At 72.2% G+C, this 15434-nt stretch carries 14 protein-coding genes and 2 tRNA genes; 7 read left to right on the forward strand and 9 right to left on the reverse strand.

Translation table 11 applies throughout. The features are described 5' to 3' along the window. Nucleotides 1–31: 31 nt before the first annotated feature. From ACFPP6_RS31095 to ACFPP6_RS31105, 3 genes are all read left to right on the forward strand, one after another. Complete coding sequence (locus ACFPP6_RS31095) at nt 32–679, forward strand: hypothetical protein (protein WP_382049499.1); 648 nt, start codon at nt 32–34, stop codon at nt 677–679. Nucleotides 680–698: 19 nt separating this feature from the next. Continuing rightward, nucleotides 699–1364, forward strand: coding sequence for a class F sortase (locus ACFPP6_RS31100; RefSeq protein WP_382049501.1), 666 nt, complete (start codon nt 699–701; stop codon nt 1362–1364). A 151-nt stretch (nt 1365–1515) separates the two neighbouring features. Further along, nucleotides 1516–2550 carry a glycoside hydrolase family 6 protein gene (locus ACFPP6_RS31105; RefSeq protein ID WP_382049503.1) on the forward strand — a complete coding sequence of 345 codons (1035 nt, stop codon included), beginning with the start codon at nt 1516–1518 and terminating at the stop codon, nt 2548–2550. Between the two features lie 22 nt (nt 2551–2572). Here ACFPP6_RS31105 and glxA read toward each other — a convergent pair whose 3' ends face one another. From glxA to ACFPP6_RS31120, 3 genes are all read right to left on the reverse strand, one after another. After that, nucleotides 2573–4528 carry a radical copper oxidase GlxA gene (gene glxA, locus ACFPP6_RS31110; protein WP_382049505.1) on the reverse strand — a complete coding sequence of 652 codons (1956 nt, stop codon included), beginning with the start codon at nt 4526–4528 and terminating at the stop codon, nt 2573–2575. Next, nucleotides 4525–6360, reverse strand: coding sequence for a glycosyltransferase family 2 protein (locus ACFPP6_RS31115; protein ID WP_382049507.1), 1836 nt, complete (start codon nt 6358–6360; stop codon nt 4525–4527). The genes glxA and ACFPP6_RS31115 overlap by 4 nt, the downstream gene beginning before the upstream one ends. Nucleotides 6361–6665: 305 nt before the next feature. After that, a tRNA-Lys gene (locus ACFPP6_RS31120) sits at nt 6666–6739 on the reverse strand. A 142-nt stretch (nt 6740–6881) separates the two neighbouring features. Here ACFPP6_RS31120 and ACFPP6_RS31125 point away from each other — a divergent pair. From ACFPP6_RS31125 to ACFPP6_RS31135, 3 genes are all read left to right on the forward strand, one after another. Beyond that, nucleotides 6882–7391, forward strand: a complete 510-nt coding sequence (locus tag ACFPP6_RS31125) for a C40 family peptidase (protein WP_382049509.1) — start codon at nt 6882–6884, stop codon at nt 7389–7391. Between the two features lie 118 nt (nt 7392–7509). Then, nucleotides 7510–8166 carry a nucleoside/nucleotide kinase family protein gene (locus ACFPP6_RS31130; protein ID WP_382049511.1) on the forward strand — a complete coding sequence of 219 codons (657 nt, stop codon included), beginning with the start codon at nt 7510–7512 and terminating at the stop codon, nt 8164–8166. A gap of 70 nt (nt 8167–8236) precedes the next feature. After that, entirely contained in the window at nt 8237–8827 is a 591-nt protein-coding gene (locus ACFPP6_RS31135) for a lytic polysaccharide monooxygenase auxiliary activity family 9 protein (RefSeq protein WP_382049513.1), read from the forward strand. A gap of 112 nt (nt 8828–8939) precedes the next feature. Here ACFPP6_RS31135 and ACFPP6_RS31140 read toward each other — a convergent pair whose 3' ends face one another. The 5 genes from ACFPP6_RS31140 to ACFPP6_RS31160 form a co-directional block, all read right to left on the reverse strand. Then, nucleotides 8940–9776 (reverse strand): cytochrome c biogenesis CcdA family protein, encoded by an 837-nt coding sequence (locus tag ACFPP6_RS31140; RefSeq protein ID WP_382049515.1) that lies wholly within the window; start codon nt 9774–9776, stop codon nt 8940–8942. Nucleotides 9777–9785: 9 nt separating this feature from the next. Continuing rightward, nucleotides 9786–10616, reverse strand: a complete 831-nt coding sequence (locus tag ACFPP6_RS31145; RefSeq protein ID WP_382049517.1) for a DsbA family protein — start codon at nt 10614–10616, stop codon at nt 9786–9788. Nucleotides 10617–10692: 76 nt separating this feature from the next. Further along, nucleotides 10693–11133 (reverse strand): hypothetical protein, encoded by a 441-nt coding sequence (locus ACFPP6_RS31150; RefSeq protein ID WP_382049519.1) that lies wholly within the window; start codon nt 11131–11133, stop codon nt 10693–10695. Nucleotides 11134–11235: 102 nt separating this feature from the next. Further along, a tRNA-Lys gene (locus ACFPP6_RS31155) sits at nt 11236–11309 on the reverse strand. 87 nt (nt 11310–11396) lie between these two features. Beyond that, a complete protein-coding gene (locus tag ACFPP6_RS31160; RefSeq protein ID WP_382049521.1) occupies nt 11397–12155 on the reverse strand; it encodes an IclR family transcriptional regulator in 759 nt (252 codons plus the stop codon). Between the two features lie 273 nt (nt 12156–12428). On the opposite strand from ACFPP6_RS31160, the gene ACFPP6_RS31165 reads away from it, so the two are divergent. After that, nucleotides 12429–13517, forward strand: coding sequence for an LLM class flavin-dependent oxidoreductase (locus tag ACFPP6_RS31165; protein WP_382049523.1), 1089 nt, complete (start codon nt 12429–12431; stop codon nt 13515–13517). 31 nt (nt 13518–13548) lie between these two features. Here the strand turns inward: ACFPP6_RS31165 and ACFPP6_RS31170 are convergent, their stop codons facing one another. Then, nucleotides 13549–15357, reverse strand: a complete 1809-nt coding sequence (locus tag ACFPP6_RS31170; RefSeq protein ID WP_382049525.1) for a putative bifunctional diguanylate cyclase/phosphodiesterase — start codon at nt 15355–15357, stop codon at nt 13549–13551. Between the last annotated feature and the right edge of the window lie 77 nt (nt 15358–15434).

The raw sequence follows: 15434 nt of genomic DNA on the forward strand, positions 1-15434 counted from the left end.
GGGTGAACCTCTGAACACCAGGAGGTTCACCATGGACTCTGTCCGTCTCGCCCTGTGCGGTGCTCTCGCGGCCGTCGCCGTCTGCGTGCCCGCCGCGCACGCCAACGACGAGCCCGCCACCATGTCCGGAACGATCGAACTCACCCCCGTCAGCAGCCACCCGGGGGGCCAGGTGCAGCTGCGCGTGGCCGGCTGCGCGGGGAACAGGGCCACCGCCGCCTCCGAGGCCTTCGTGACCGACGCCAAGCTCGCCAAGGACTCGGCCGGGCTCTTCGCCGAGGCCACGGTCCGCTCGACCGTGGACCCCGGCGTCTACCCCGTCAGGGTCAACTGCGACGGCTACGACGCGGTGGCCGAGGGCAAGCTGACGGTCGTCCCCCACGGCAAGCCCCTGCCGCCCTCGCGCGGCCACGACCAGGTGGTGCTGCCCTCCCAGGCCCCGGCGGCGCAGCCCTCCCCGCAGCGCGCGGTGCCGGACCGGCCGTCCGTCCACCCGCAGGAGCAGCAGAAGCCTCCGGAGCAGCCGGCGCCCGTGGCGCCCGTCCCCGCGGGCGGGGGCGGCACCGCGGCGGAGGGTGCCCCCGGCACCCCCGGCCTCGTCCTCGCGGGCATCACCGCGCTGATCGCCACGGGCCTGATCTGGCAACGCCGCCGCACCGAGTCGTCCCGGCAGCAGTGAGGGAAGGCGGCCCCAGGCCATGTCCGAAGCGCACGCCGGCCGCCGCGGCCGGCTCCTGACGGGGGCGGTGTGGTCCGTACTGCTGCTCGCCCTGTGGCTGTGGGGGCGTGAGATCACCGACGGGCCGGGGTCGTCCGCCACCCCCACGGCCGGGGACGTCGCCGCGGCGGGCCGGCCGCTCGCCGATCCGCTGCCCCCGGCCCACGCGCCCCTGCCCCCGGCCCGCCCCCGCGCCCTGGCCATCGAGGCCCTGGACGTGAACGCCCCGGTGGAGGAGAGGGGGCTGGACCGGCTGGGCGCCGTCGACCCGCCCCCGTACGCGCGGGCCGGGGCCGTCGGCTGGTACCGCGGCGGGCCGGCCCCCGGCGCGCCCGGCGCCGCCGTGCTCGTCGGCCACGTCGACACCGACAACGCGCCCGCCGTCTTCTACGACCTCGGCAGCCTCAGGCCCGGCGAGACCGTCAGCGTCCGCCGCGCGGACGGCACCACCGCCGAGTTCACCGTCGAGGACGTCTCCGTCTTCACCAAGGACCGCTTCGACGCCGCCAAGGCCTACGGCGCGCGCGACACCAAGCGCGCGGAGCTGCGCCTGATCACCTGCGGCGGCGACTACGACCGCGACCGCCGCTCGTACAGCGCGAACGTCGTCGTCTCCGCCTATCTGACCGGAACCGGACGGAATTGAGCGTATGGGTGCTCCAACCGGGCTAATTGACTGCCCGTCATCAGCGGATCACTCACGGTCCTGCGGTGGCTTGTGCCAGCATTGCAGGGACCGGTCATGTCCCGTGGGGGCGTGGGGACACCCCTACAGGAATGCACCCGAGGGGGAATCGATGTACGGCAGTCAGTCCGGCCGCGCCCGCGTGTCGCTCACCACCGCCGGGGCCGCCGTGGGGGCGCTGCTGCTGCTCTCCGGCTGCTCCTCGTCGTCTCCCGAACCCCCCGCGGAAGCGGCGCCCGTGCAGGCGCCGGCCCAGCAGCCCAAGGAGAAGGACCCGTTCTGGGTCAACCCCGAGTCCACCGCGGCCAAGCGGGCGGCCGAGCTCCGCAAGGGCGGCCGGAACAGCCAGGCCGAACTCCTCTCCAGGATCGCGGCCCAGCCCGTCGCCGAGTGGATCGGGCCGGACGACCCGGAGGGGCAGGCCCGGGGCTTCACCGAAGCCGCGGCCAAGGCCGACCGGACCGCCGTCCTCGTCCTCTACAACATCCCCCACCGCGACTGCGGCCAGTACTCCCAGGGCGGCGCCTCCGACGGCGACGCCTACCGGGGCTGGCTGGACAGCGCCGTCCGGGGCATCGGCGACCGCGGTGCGACGGTCATCCTGGAGCCCGACGCCCTGCCCCACATCTCGGACGGCTGCACCCCCCATGAGCACCACGAGGAGCGCTTCGCGCTGCTCAAGGAGGCCGTCGGCCGCCTCAAGTCGCTGCCGCACACCAAGGTCTACCTCGACGCGGGCAACCCCAGCTGGGTCACCCCGGCCGACCGGATGGAGGAGCCGTTGCGCCGCGCCGGCATCGACCGCGCCGACGGCTTCGCGCTCAACGTCTCCAACTTCCAGACCACCAAGGCCAACAAGGACTACGGCCACCAGCTGTCCCAGCTCCTGGGCGGCAAGCACTTCGTCATCGACACCAGCCGCAACGGCAACGGCCCGCTGCGCGCCGCCGACCACGAGAAGGCCTGGTGCAACCCCCACGGCCGCGCCCTCGGCGAACCCCCCACCACGCGCACCGGCGACTCCAAGGTGGACGCGTACCTGTGGGTCAAGCGGCCCGGCGAGTCGGACGGCACGTGCAAGGGTGGTCCGGACGCGGGCCAGTGGTGGGAGACCTACGCACTGGACCTGGCGCGCAACGCCCGCTGACCCGGGCGCCGGCGCCACGTCCTCACGAATCCGCCACGGGCACCTTCACCCACACCGCCGGTGAGGGCGTCCCCCGGCCGTCGACGACATGGAGCATGTACCACCCGGGCGGGACGAGCGAGGGGTCCTTCGGCAGGGTGACCGTGATCCCGTCCGCCGCCTTGGTGAACTCCAGCGCGATCGAGCGCTGCTCCACATTGGTGACGTGCGTGAACGACCCCGGCCTGATGAGCCTCGCCTTGGCGATGTCGCGCGGGCGGTCCGTGCGGTACGTGGCCGTGCCGCCCAGCTCCACCGTCCTCGGCTCGGCGTCCTTCAGCTCCGGGCGGTCCTTCCGGAACAGGTAGGGCGGGGTGTAGAGGTCGATCTGCTGCTGGAAGACGGCCGGCCTGGTGTTGGCCTTGTCGCCGAAGAGCGAGTCGGAGCCGAAGGTCATCACGCGGCCGTCGGGAAGCAGCAGGGCGCCGGAGTGGTAATTGCGGCCCACCAGGGGGTCGGCGACGGCGCGCCTGCTGTTGGCCGCCGGGTCGTAGATCTCGGCCCTGAGGATGTTGGAGTCGCTGCGGCCGCGGTAGTCGCCCGAGCCGTTGGTGGTCAGCACCGTGTCGTCCGGCAGGATGACGCTGCTGGGATAGCGGGCCTCGGCGTAGAGATCGGGGCCGTCGCGGAAGCGCGGGCTGGGGTCGTGCAGGTCGACGATGCGGGTCCTGGCCGTGGACTTCTTGTCCTCGCCGACCCCGCCGCCACCCAGCACCATGTACCGCTGGTCCTGGGCGGGGGGCAGCAGCACGGACATCGAGGTCTCCAGGGTGTCCGGGTCGCTCATGCCGGGGATCTCGGTGAAGTCGTTGCTCGTCAGGTCCCACAGGCCCGGCACGCGGCCCTTGTCCGCCGGGCCGTACCCGGCGTTCGAACCGGTGTAGAAGATGCGGCCCTTGTCGGTGAGGAAGAGGGCGGGGTACGTCGGGAAGAAGCGCTCCTTGGGGAGGTAGGTCCACTTCTTGGTCTTCGGGTCGTAGATCTCGTTCTTGCCGGGGACGACCTGGCCGATCTCGTCGAGGCCGGAGACGGAGAGGACCCGGCCGTCCTGGAGGGTGGTCAGCGTCGGATACCAGCGGGCCTCGTTCATCGGGTCGACCGTGACGTAGCGCTCGGCCTCGGGGTCGAACTCCAGGGTGTCCTTGATGCCCTGGAAGTCCTTCTTGTCGAAGGAGAGCTTGTTGGCGATCCCGTAGACGTTCTGGGCGTCCTTGCCGGTGAGGCCCTCGACCCGGTAGTTGTCGGTGAGGCCCGTCTCGTACTGGTGGCCCTTGTGCAGCGCCTCCACGTAGACGCGGGCGGTGGAGACCGTGACCGTGACCTTGCGGGTCTGCCCGTCCTGCTCCTTCTTGGCGCGGGGGACGAGGACCGTGTCCTTCGCCTCGAAGGTCTTGCCGTTCTTGCGGCCGGTGAAGCGGGTGCCCGCGGGCAGCGTCATCGGCTTGTCCGGGTCCTCGTTGTGGACGACCATCAGACCGCCGGCCTTGTCGACGTCGCCCTCCAGCTTCTCGTAGCGCTGGGTGCCGCCGGCCACCAGCAGGCGGCCGTCGGGCAATTGGGTGTGGCCGGCGCAGAAGAGGTCCTTCGGGGTGGGGATGTCCTTGTAGGTGTTGTTCACCGGGTCCCACAGGACCGTGCGGAAGGACTTCGCCCGGAAATTGGCGGCGTTGTTGCCCGAGCCCGCGACGAGGAGGACCTTCCCGGTGTGCAGCAGCGCCGCGTGGATCGTATTGATCCGGTACCGCTCGGGGACGTCGACCACGGCCCAGTGGCCGTTCTTCGCCTTGTACTCCGGTTGATTGATCTTGTAGTCGTGGTACTGGTGGGAGGCGTAGCCCCAGATGGCCGGCCCGTTCATGCCCGCCAGGGCGAGCACCACCGCCGACCCGACCGCGAAGCGGCGGGTGCGGCGGCTGACACGGTAGTGCCGGAAGTTCATCGGGAGGCCTCCACGGCTCTCTTGGCGCGGTGCGTGGTCCACCACCACGCGACGATCGGGGCGACGGTGATCGCGAGGGCCAGCGACGCCCAGGTGCGCATCGCGACGTGGGTGTGGCCGAGCCAGAAGGAGGCCACCAGCGAGCCGCCGAAGACCAGCAGGAAGAACAGATGGATGCGGAACGTCCCGAAGAGGGTGTCGGGGCTCGCCGAATCCCCCTTGGGCGTGACCACGAAGCCGCTCTTGCGGCGCAGCACGGCATCGGTCAGCGAGCGGGCGTAGACCGGCGCGGAGAGCGCGGACATCACCATGCCGGCCAGCCCGCCCGAGCCCTCGGGCTCGTGCGGCGAGACATTGTGCCGGCGGTTCCAGATGTAGAGCCCGATCTGCAGCGCGGCCGCATCGCTGTAGAGCATCATCCAGACCTCGGAATTGATCTGGATTCCGGAGGCGCCGAGCCCGAGGAAGAGGGCGCAGCTAAGGGCGCCGAGCATCCAGTTGAGTGCGGTCATCGGATAATAGATGACCATCAGGGAGTAATTGAGGAATTTCCCCGGGGAGAGGCTCCAGGGGCCTTTCCAGTACTGCTTGATGATGGTCTCGTAGGTGCCGCGGGACCAGCGCAGCTGCTGGGTGAAGAAATCCGTCCAGGCGTTGGGGCCCTCGCCGACCGCGAGGACGTCCGGGGTGTAGACCGAGCGCCACTTCCGGCCCGTCGCGGGATTGCGGTGGCGGTGCAGTTCGAAGCCGGTGGCCATGTCCTCGGTGATCGAGTCGTAGAGGCCGCCGATTCCCTTCAGGGCGCTGATCCGGACGGCATTGTTGGTGCCGACGAACATGGGTGCGCCGTAGCGGTTTCCGGCGCGTTGGATCAGGGCGTGGAAAAGGAACTGCTGGCTTTCTGCGGCCTTGGTCACGGCCGCATCGTAGTTCCCGTAGACCTGAGGACCAACGACAAACGCGATATCGGGGTCGCGGAAGTACCCGAGCATGCGTTCCAGGAAGTTGGGCAGCGGGACGTGGTCGGTGTCGACCGAGGCGAAGAAGTCGTAGGAGTCGCCGTGGGCGTCGAGCCAGGAGTTGTAGTTCCCGTGCTTCGTCCTGGCGCGGAAGGAGCCCTTCGGCTGATTCCACTTCTCGATGCCCTTGCGGGAGAAGTGGCGCACGCCGAGCCGCCGGCAGACGGCCTTGACGGCGGGGTCGTCGCCCTCGTCGAGCAGCCAGACGTCGAGCGGGCCGCGGTGGCGCAGCCGGACCGCCGCCTCCAGGGTCCGGGTGACCATCTCGAGCGGCTCCTTGCCGGGCACGAACGAGGTGAGGAAGGCGACCTTGGTGCCGGTCTCGGGCACGACCGGGACGGGGTCGCGGGCGACGAGGGTGGCGTGGGCGTTGGAGGCGACGTTCATCGTGCGGAAGAGCTCGATGAGCCCGATGGAGACCAGCATCACCGCATCCAGCGCCCGCATCAGGGGCGTGGCATGGTCGCGCTGGGTCCAGTGCGCCGGCTGCATCAGCCACATCAGCAGGCCCAGTGACACGACGGGCGCGGCGCCGAGGAGGGCCGCGCCGAGGACGCGGTGCGTCTCCTCGGCGAGCAGGCTGCGGTAGCGCACCCGGTAGGGACGGTCCGGGTCGGGCTGGGTGAGCGGGCCGGCCAGCCGGCTGTAGTGCTCGTAGTCGAAGCGGGGCCGGGCTCTCGGCGGACGCGCGGGGAGCGCACGGTTATGGCCCGGTTGCTGGGGAATCGTTCCCTGGCTGACGGGTGTGCGGGGCCCGGCCGCCGCCGTCGGGTCGTGGAGCTGCCGCCGGGCGCCGGCAGGAGTGGACGTCATCTGTCATTGCCCCCCGCACGCATGCTGACTGCGTGTGTCAGATCGCGGGTCTCATCCGGCCCCCCACGGCCGCACGGACCCCAAGAGCACCGGCCCCCCCGGCGCAGCCCAACTCAACTCGATAGTCACTCAGTGATGTTGGGTCATCGCTGTCCGTTCAGGATCTCGGACGCCCGGGCATGATCGCAAGGGTGAAACAAGGTGTTTACCGGGCAAAGTGGTGCGACCTGCCGTGATGGGTCATGCCATTGACCGGAAAATGACTCAAGGCCCCTCACCGGTGGTGAGGAGCCTTGAGACTCGCGTGCGCCGCCAGGGACTCGAACCCCGGACCCGCTGATTAAGAGTCAGCTGCTCTAACCAACTGAGCTAGCGGCGCCTGCTGACAGAGAAAACTCTACCTGATCCCGGAGGGTGCTCCCGACCACCCGACCGGCCGCTCCGACATGCGGTTCTCCGGGACCGCTGAGATGCTGTGCCCGAGTACCGGCAGGGCGCCGGACCGAAGGAAGGCGACGGGCGTGGTGCGAATACGCGGCGCGGTCGTGGCGGCTGTGTGGGCGGCGGTGCTGGCCGGGCCCGGCGCGGCCCCCGCGGCCGCGGCCCCCGGTCCGCAGGCGGGACGCGGCGGCCCCCGGACGGTGTTTCCGGCCCTCCCGTCCGCCGGCGACCGTCTGGAACCGGCCATCCGCTACGCCATGGCCCATCTGGGTGACCCCTTCGCCATGGGCGGCGCGGGCCCCCGCCGCTGGGACTGCTCCGGACTCGTCCAGCAGGCCTACCGCCGTGCGGGCGTGCGACTGCCGCGCATCGCCTCCGACCAGTACCGGGCCACGAAACGGATCACCCGCCGCGCGCTGCACCGCGGCGACCTGGTCTTCTGGTCCCGCAACGGCCGGGCCTCCGGGGTCCACCACGTGGCGATCTACCTGGGCGGGCAGCGCTACATCGAGGCGCCGCACCCGGGGGCCAAGGTGCGGATCTCGTCCTTCTCCCGCTACCGGCCGACCCTCTACGGGCGGGTGCGGTGAGCCTTCCGGCGGACGCCCGGACGCCCGGACGCCTGGATGCGGGGAGCCCCCCCGTACGTCTCGTGAGCCCTGAGCCGTCGGCCCGGGCCCCGGTGACGTGCGGCGCTAGCGTGCCCGCATGACGATCACCACATGGGCGGCAGACGCCTGGGCCCTCGCGGCCGCGGACGGGCGGTCCCTCCTCGGCATCGCCGGGCCGCCGGGCGCGGGAAAGTCGACGCTCGCCCGGGCCCTGGTCGCGGAGGTGCGGCGGCAGCACGGCGCCGGCTCTGCCGCGTACCTGCCGATGGACGGCTTCCACCTCTCCAACGCGCAGCTGGAGCGCCTCGGCCTGACCGGCCGCAAGGGCTCCGCGCCGAGCTTCGACGTCTGGGGCTACGCCGACCTGCTGCGCCGCGTGACGGAGGAGCGCGACCGGGACGTCTACGTGCCGGACTACGACCGCACGCTGCACGAGCCGGTCGCCGCCCGGCACCTGGTCCCGCCGTCCGCCCGGCTGGTGGTGACGGAGGGCAACTACCTGGCCTGTGACGAGCCGGGCTGGCGCGACGCCCGCCGGTACCTCGCCGAGGTCTGGTACCTCGAGACACCTGACGAAGTCCGTCAAGACCGCCTGCTTGAACGGCAAATGACCGGAGGGCGGGACGAGGCCGCAGCGCGGGCATGGGTGCAGGGCAACGACGGTCCCAACGGCGAACAAGTGAAGGCTTCGCGTCTGCGGTGTGACCGGATTCTTGCGACCGTTGGCCTAGACATGCCAAACGGCCGGTACTAGCCTCCGCCTTGGTCTAGACCGCATTTCACTCGGCTCACAGAACCCCCCACGTTCTCCGAGGAGCGAAAGCATGCGCAAAAAGATCAGTGCGGCGATCATCGGCTTCGGCATCGCAGGCGTGTCCCTGTTCGCCACCGGCAGCGCGAGCAGTCACGGCTACACCGACTCCCCCACCAGTCGCCAGGTGTACTGCGCCAACGGCACCGTCAAGAACTGCGGCGCGATCCAGTGGGAGCCGCAGAGCGTCGAGGGCTCCAAGGGCTTCCCGGCCCGCGGGCCCGCCGACGGCACCATATGTTCCGGCGGGAACAGCCGCTTCGCGGAGCTCGACGACCCGCGCGGCGGCCAGTGGCCGGCCACCCAGGTCACCGCGGGCCAGAGCCTCACGTTCCGGTGGCGGCTCACGGCCCGCCACGCCACCACCGACTTCCGCTACTACCTCACCAGGCCCACCTACGACCCGGGCCGGCCGCTCACCCGCGCCGACCTCGAATCCCAGCCCTTCCTGACCGTTCCCTACGGCGGCCGGGTGCCCGAGGCCACCGTCTCCCACCAGGGCACCCTCCCCGCGGGTCGCACCGGCAAGCAGCTCGTCCTCGCCGTCTGGACCATCGCGGACACGGGCAACGCCTTCTACGCCTGCTCCGACGTCCGGTTCTGACGGCCCCACCGGCGGCCGCACGGACGGACGGAGCATCCCGGCGCCTCCCCGGCCCCACCCCGGGGAGGCGCCATCCGGCTCCCCGCCGCGCCGCTCACTCGCTCTCCGCGTCTCACTCGCTTTCCGCGTCGCCCTTCCCCGGCCGCAGCGCGATCCGTGCCAGCACCCCCGCGACCACCAGCGCGACCCCCGCCAGCAGCACGTAGTCCGGCACCGCGCCGCCCACCCGGGACGCGAGCTCCTCCAGGCGGTACTCCTGATCGGCGTCCAGGAGACCGGGCAGGCCCGTCGTTCCGTCGTAGGCGAGGAAGAGCACCCCGATGCCGATGAAGAACAGGCCCGAGACCAGCGAGGTGGTGTGCAGCCGCAGCGGTCCCAGGCGCAGCTCCCGGCCGCGCAGCCAGCGCCGCCCGCCGAGCCGGAAGCGGTCCCAGAAGACCGCCAGCACGAACAGCGGCAGTGCCATGCCGAGGGCGTAGACGGCGAGCATGGAGCCGCCGTGGACGGGGTTGCCGTTGACGGCCGTCACGGTGAGGACCGCACCGAGGATCGGCCCCGCGCAGAACCCGGCCAGCCCGTACACGCAGCCCAGCAGGAACGTGGACGCGGCCGAGCGCGGCGTGATCCGCCCGGCGGCGGCCTGCGCCTTCTTCGAGGCGAAGCCCAGGCCCAGGATCTGGGCGACGCCCATGGCGATCACGATCCAGCCGCCGGCGGTCACCAGCACCTCGCGGTGGCCGTTGAACAGCCTGCTCGCGGCGGTGGAGGCCACGCCGAGCGGGACGAGCGTGGTCGCGAGGCCCGCGTAGAAGACGCCGGTGCGGGCCAGCAGCCGGCCCGGGCTCGCGAGGGAGTACGCGAAGAAGGCCGGCAGCAGCAGCGCGCTGCACGGGCTGACCAGGGCGAGGGCGCCGCCGAGGAACGCGGCGAGGTAGCCGATGTCGGTCACGCCGTCCCCTTACTTCTTGCGCTCGTGCGCGGCCCGCGCGGCCTGGGCGATGGCCTCGTCGAAGGCGGCCATCGGCTGGGCGCCGGCGATGGGGCGGCCGCCGACGAGGAAGGACGGCGTGGAGGCCACGCCGAGGTTGTACCCCTCCTTCTGGTCCTTCTTGACGGCCTCCTCGGAAGCCGACCCGTTCAGGTCCGAGCGGAAGCGGTCGATGTCGCTCACGCCGGCCTTGCCGGCCATGTCGACGAGCTTGTCCTCGGCGAGGGCGTCGCCCTTGCGGAGCTTGGCGTAGACCTCGTCGTGGAACTGCCAGAACTTCCCCTGCTGACCGGCTGCCCAGGAGGCGCGGGCGGCGCGCTCGGAGTCCTTGCCGAAGATCGGGAAGTTGCGGAACTCGATGCGCAGCACGCCCTCGTCCACGTACTTCCTGACCAGCTCGGGCTGGCTGTCGCGGGTGAACTTGCCGCAGTACGAGCACTGGTAGTCGGCGTACTCCACGAGCACGACCGGCGCGTCCTTCCGGCCGAGCGCGAGGGGGTCGCCGTCCTGGCGGCGGCTGGTGGCCCGCTCGGCCTGCGCGTACATCCCCTCCATCGGGTCGGCGGAGGACGTGCCGGACGCGGAGGGCTTGCGCGTGCCGGAGCCGCTCCCGCTCTTGCCGATCGCCATGCCCACCGCGACGACGGCGACGACGAGCGCGAGGACCGCGCCGAGGGCGGCGAGACGGCGGGGGAGGGAGGCGGTACGGGCCGTGGCCCGGGAAGACTTCGCGGCCTTGGAGGAGGGAGCGGCCTTGGAGGCCTTGGAGGTCGCGGGGGTCTTGGGGGACTTGGTGGACATAAAGGAGAAAGCTCCCTGGAGCGTACGGAATCTGGATATGCCGAAGCACGGCCCGGCGGGGCCGTGACGGGCGGACCTAGATCCGTAGGACGGGGAGCAGCTCGGCGCAGCCGGCGGCGGGGGCGGGCGGTGCGCGCGGCGCGGTCGCCCGGGGCGCGGTGGCCTGGGGGAGCGGGGCGCGGGCGGTGCCCGGCGCGGTGACGGGGTCGGCGTGCCCGGAGGCGACGGCGGTCTGGGCGTCCTTCAGCGGCACGTCCTGCTGCCGGCAGCTGGAGCCGGTGTCCGGGGCGTCGGCCCGTACGAGCTGCCCGGCGACGGCGACGGCGACGGCGACGGCGACGGCATCGGCCCCGGCGGGGGCCGGGTCCGCGTGACGTACGGGCTCCGTGGCGCGTGCGGATGAGGTGACCGCGGCGTACGGCAGTGCGCCGCCCGGGAGCGGGCCGAAGGCGACCGCGAGGAGGAGCAGGAGCGCGGCCGCGGCCGCCGACCGGTGACCCTTGGACGTGCTGGTCACGGTTCTCCTCTCCTTGCGCGCGGGACGGACGGCCCCATGCTACGGGCGGGGGACGCATACGCCGAAGGCCCCCACCTGACGGTGAGGGCCTTCGGTTGTCTGTGCGCCGCCAGGGACTCGAACCCCGGACCCGCTGATTAAGAGTCAGCTGCTCTAACCAACTGAGCTAGCGGCGCCTGCTGACAGAGATAAATATACCTGGTCCGGAGGGGTGCTCTCGACCGCCTTTCCCTCAAGGGCGAGGGCGGCCCCCCTTCCGGCCCTCAGAGGGCCATCGACAGCATCAGGGGTGCGGCCCGCCGGTTCAGCGTCTCCGCGGCCTGCCGCAGCCGGTGGGCGTGGGCCAGCGGGAGCGAGAGGGCGAGGCAGCCGTCGGCGCTCCCCGCGCTGACCGGGACGGCCGCGCACACCGTGCCGACGGCGTACTCCTGAAGATCGAGGACGGGGACGGTCGCGGGCTGCCGTTCGAGGGTGCTGAGGAGCACCTTCTCGCTGGTGATCGTCCGGGAGGTGAGCCGGGCGGCCCGGTGGCGCGAGAGGTGGTCGCGGCGGTCGTCGTGGTCGAGCTGGGTGAGCAGGCACTTGCCGACGGCGCTGGCGTGGGCGGCGGAGCGGAAGTCGACCCACTCGTTGACCCGCGGGGTGCGCGGCCCGTCCGCGACCTGCGTGATCCTGACCTCGCCGTCGATGTAGCGGCTCAGGTACACGGCGGCGCCGAGGGAATCGCGGAGCTCGGCCAGCGACCGCTGCAGTTTCCGGCGCAGGGCGGTGGTGCGGTCGCCGCCGGAGCCGAGCAGGACGAGGGCGTCGCCCGTGACGTATCCGCCGTCGCCGGTCCGCTGCACGTAGTCCTCGCGGCGGAGCATCGGCAGGAGGTGGGCGAGGCGGGCGGCGGGCAGCCCGGTCTCGCGTGCGATCTGGATCGTGGTCACCCCTCCGGAGTGCCGGGCGATCGCCTCGAGCACCCGCAGGGCGTACTGCACCGAGTGGAACGGTGCGGTCGGGTCGGGCATGAGCGCCACGGTCTCCCCCTACGGGCTTTCCGGCGAGTGTCCCGCCGACCACGATAACGGCGAAACATGCCGCAAGCAGGGGGTGTTGTCAGCTCGGCATATGCCGATGCCATAGCGGAGGGAACGTCCCTGCGGACGGCGCGGGAGCCCGGCGGGGGAATAACCGGAGACACTCTCCGGCTGCCCCTTTCGGCCGGTCGCAGCGGACCGGCTCCGTCCGCGCTGCCGCACAGCGCGCCGCGGACGATCAGCAGACGATCAGGAACAGGAAGGCGGAGCACCGTGCCCGACGCGCAGGACGACTTCATCCGGGGGCAGGCCCCGGGCAGCGCCCCCGTTCCCCTGTCCGTACTGGACCTGGCGACCGTCGGTGCCGGACGGACCGCCCGGCAGGCCCTCACCACCACCGTCGAGCTGGCCCGCCTGGCCGAGCGCCGCGGCTACCACCGCTTCTGGGTCTCCGAGCACCACTCGATGCCCGCCATCGCGAGCTCCTCCCCGGCCGTCGTCCTCGCCCACCTCGCGGCCCACACCGAGCGCATCCGCCTCGGCTCCGGCGGGGTGATGCTCCCCAACCACGCGCCGCTGGTGATAGCCGAGCAGTTCGGCACCCTGGAGGCCTTCGCCCCCGGGCGCGTGGACCTCGGCCTCGGGCGCGCCCCGGGCACGGACGGCGCCACCGCCGCCGCGCTGCGCCGCACCGACCGGCTGAGCGAGGGAGCGGACGAGTTCCCGCAGCAGCTGGCCGAGCTCGTCCGCTTCCTCGACGACGACTTCCCCGACGGCCACCGCTACGCCGGGATCCACGCCGTGCCCGGCCCGGTCCAGGGCCGTGTGCCCGGCGGGGTGCAGCGCGCCGACCGCCCCTCGGTCTGGCTGCTCGGCTCCTCCGGCTTCAGCGCGCGGCTCGCGGGCGCGCTCGGCCTGCCCTTCTCCTTCGCGCACCACTTCTCCTCCGGCAGCACGGTGGCCGCGCTGGAGCTCTACCGCGAGTGCTTCCGCCCCTCCTCGGTCCTCGACCGCCCGTACGCCAAGATCGGCGTGCAGGCGTTCGCGGCGGAGGACGCGGGGGAGGCCCGCCGCCAGGTGCTCACCGGGGCGCTGTCGATGCTGCGGGTGCGCACCGGGCGGCCGGGGCTCGTCCCGACACCGGAGGAGGCGGCGTCGTACGACTTCGGCCCGGCGGAGCGGGAGTTCGTCGACAGCCGGATCGCCAATGTGGTGCACGGTACGCCCGAGACGGTCAGGGAGGGGCTGAACCACCTGGTCGAGACGACCGGCGTCGACGAACTGATGATCACTACGAATGCGCACGGCGCCGAGGCGCGGCTGCGCAGCTACGAACTGATCGCGGACGTGTACGGCATGTGACGCGCGGGGCTCCCGGCCCGGGCCGGGGGTGCTACGGCCGCACCCCCGTCGTCAGCAGGGAGGAGATGGAGTCCGCCGGCACGGGGCGGGAGTAGAACCAGCCCTGCCCCGTGTCGCAGCCGATCCGCCCGAGCCGCTCGGCCTGCTCCGCGCTCTCCACGCACTCCGCCGTGACCGTGATCCCCAGCCGGTGCGCGAGCTGCACGAGGGCCTCGACGATCGTCTCGTCCGCGGGGTTCGGCGGCTCCCCGGAGCGGAAGCCCCGGACGAAGGAGCCGTCGAGCTTGAGCGTGGAGACCGGCAGCCGGCTGAGGTAGGCGAGGTTGGAGTAGCCCGTGCCGAAGTCGTCGATGGCGATGGCCACGCCCATGTCGCTGAGCTGGCGCAGCTGCTGCAGCGGCCGGCCGGCCGAGCCCATCACCGCCGACTCGGTGAGCTCCAGCTGCAGCAGCCGGGCCGGCAGCCCCGTCTCGGCGAGGATCGCCGCCACGTCGGAGACCAGGTCGGAGTCCCACACCTGCCGCACCGCGACGTTGACGCTGACGACGATCGGCTCCGCGGGGTGGGCGAGCTGCCAGCGCCGGGCCTGGCGGCAGGCGGTCGCGAGCACCCAGCGGCCCAGGGGGACGATCGCGCCGGTCTCCTCGGCGAGGCCGATGAACCGATTCGGCGGGAGCATCCCGAACTGCGGGTGACGCCAGCGGACCAGCGCCTCCACGCCCCGGACGACCCCGTCCCCCAGGCCCACCAGCGGCTGGTACTGCAGGACGAATTCGCCGCGCTCGACCGCGGGCCGCAGTGTGCTGGACAGGGCCTGGCGGGTCATCCGGTGGGCGTTGCGCTCGGGGTCGAAGAGCGTCCAGCGGGCCTTGCCGTCGGCCTTCGCCCAGTACAGCGTGGTGTCGGCGGCCTGCATCAGCTCGGTGGCGTGGGTGCCGGCCGCGGGGCGCTCCACGACGCCGATGCTCGCCGAGACCGACAGCTGCTGCCCGGCCACCTCGAACGGCCGCTGGAGCCCGTCCTGGATGCAGGCGGCGAGCTCGACGAGCTGTTCGGTGCCCTCGGACTCCTCCACCAGCAGCGCGAACTCGTCGCCCCCGAGCCGGGCGACGAGGTGCCCGCCGGGCGCCGCGCACTCGCTCAGCCGCCGGGCCACCGCGCCCAGCAGCCGGTCCCCGGCCCGGTGGCCGAGGGTGTCGTTGATGGCCTTGAAGCCGTCGAGGTCCAGGTAGCAGACCCCGATCCGGCCCTGTCCGCCCGGTGCGGCGGAGGCCGATGCCAGCGCGGCGGTCAGCCGCTCGAAGAAGAGGCTGCGGTTGGGCAGCCGGGTGACGGGGTCGTGCATCCGCAGGTGCCGCAGCCGGGCACGCAGGTCGCGCCGGTCGCTGATGTCGGCGACGGACAGCAGGGTGTCGCAGCTGTCGGGCAGCGGGGTGACGATCACTTCGGCCCACACCCCCTGGCCGCCGGTGTGCTTCAGCCGCCGGGTGCAGTGCAGCCGCTCGCGGCGGCCGAGCAGCACTTCGCGGTACGCGCTCCAGGTGCGCGAGTCCTCGCGCAGGCCGGTGAACTCGGCGGCCGGGGCGTCGGCGAGCCGGGCCGGGTCGGTGCCCAGCAGCGCCCCGAGCGCGTGGTTGGCGGTGCGCACCAGACCGTCGCGGCCCACCACGGCCATGGCGAGCTGCGCGGCATTGAACGCGGCACGAAAATCACTGGATTCATTACGTTGCGTGACGACTGTAGGCGTTGGGCAGGGCGCGCCGCCCTGGCCATCGAGGGTTCCGCTCACCGCTCGCTCCCGCAAGGCATTCGTTCCGCACTGGTTTCGTATGGGTCTCATGGATCTCGTACGCGTGTCCGAACGGGCGGCGGGAGGCCGTCCGTCCGGGGTATCCGTGCTGGAAATGTGGCGATCAT

This window comes from Streptomyces aureoversilis (assembly GCF_042657885.1).
Classification (GTDB): domain Bacteria; phylum Actinomycetota; class Actinomycetes; order Streptomycetales; family Streptomycetaceae; genus Streptomyces; species Streptomyces aureoversilis.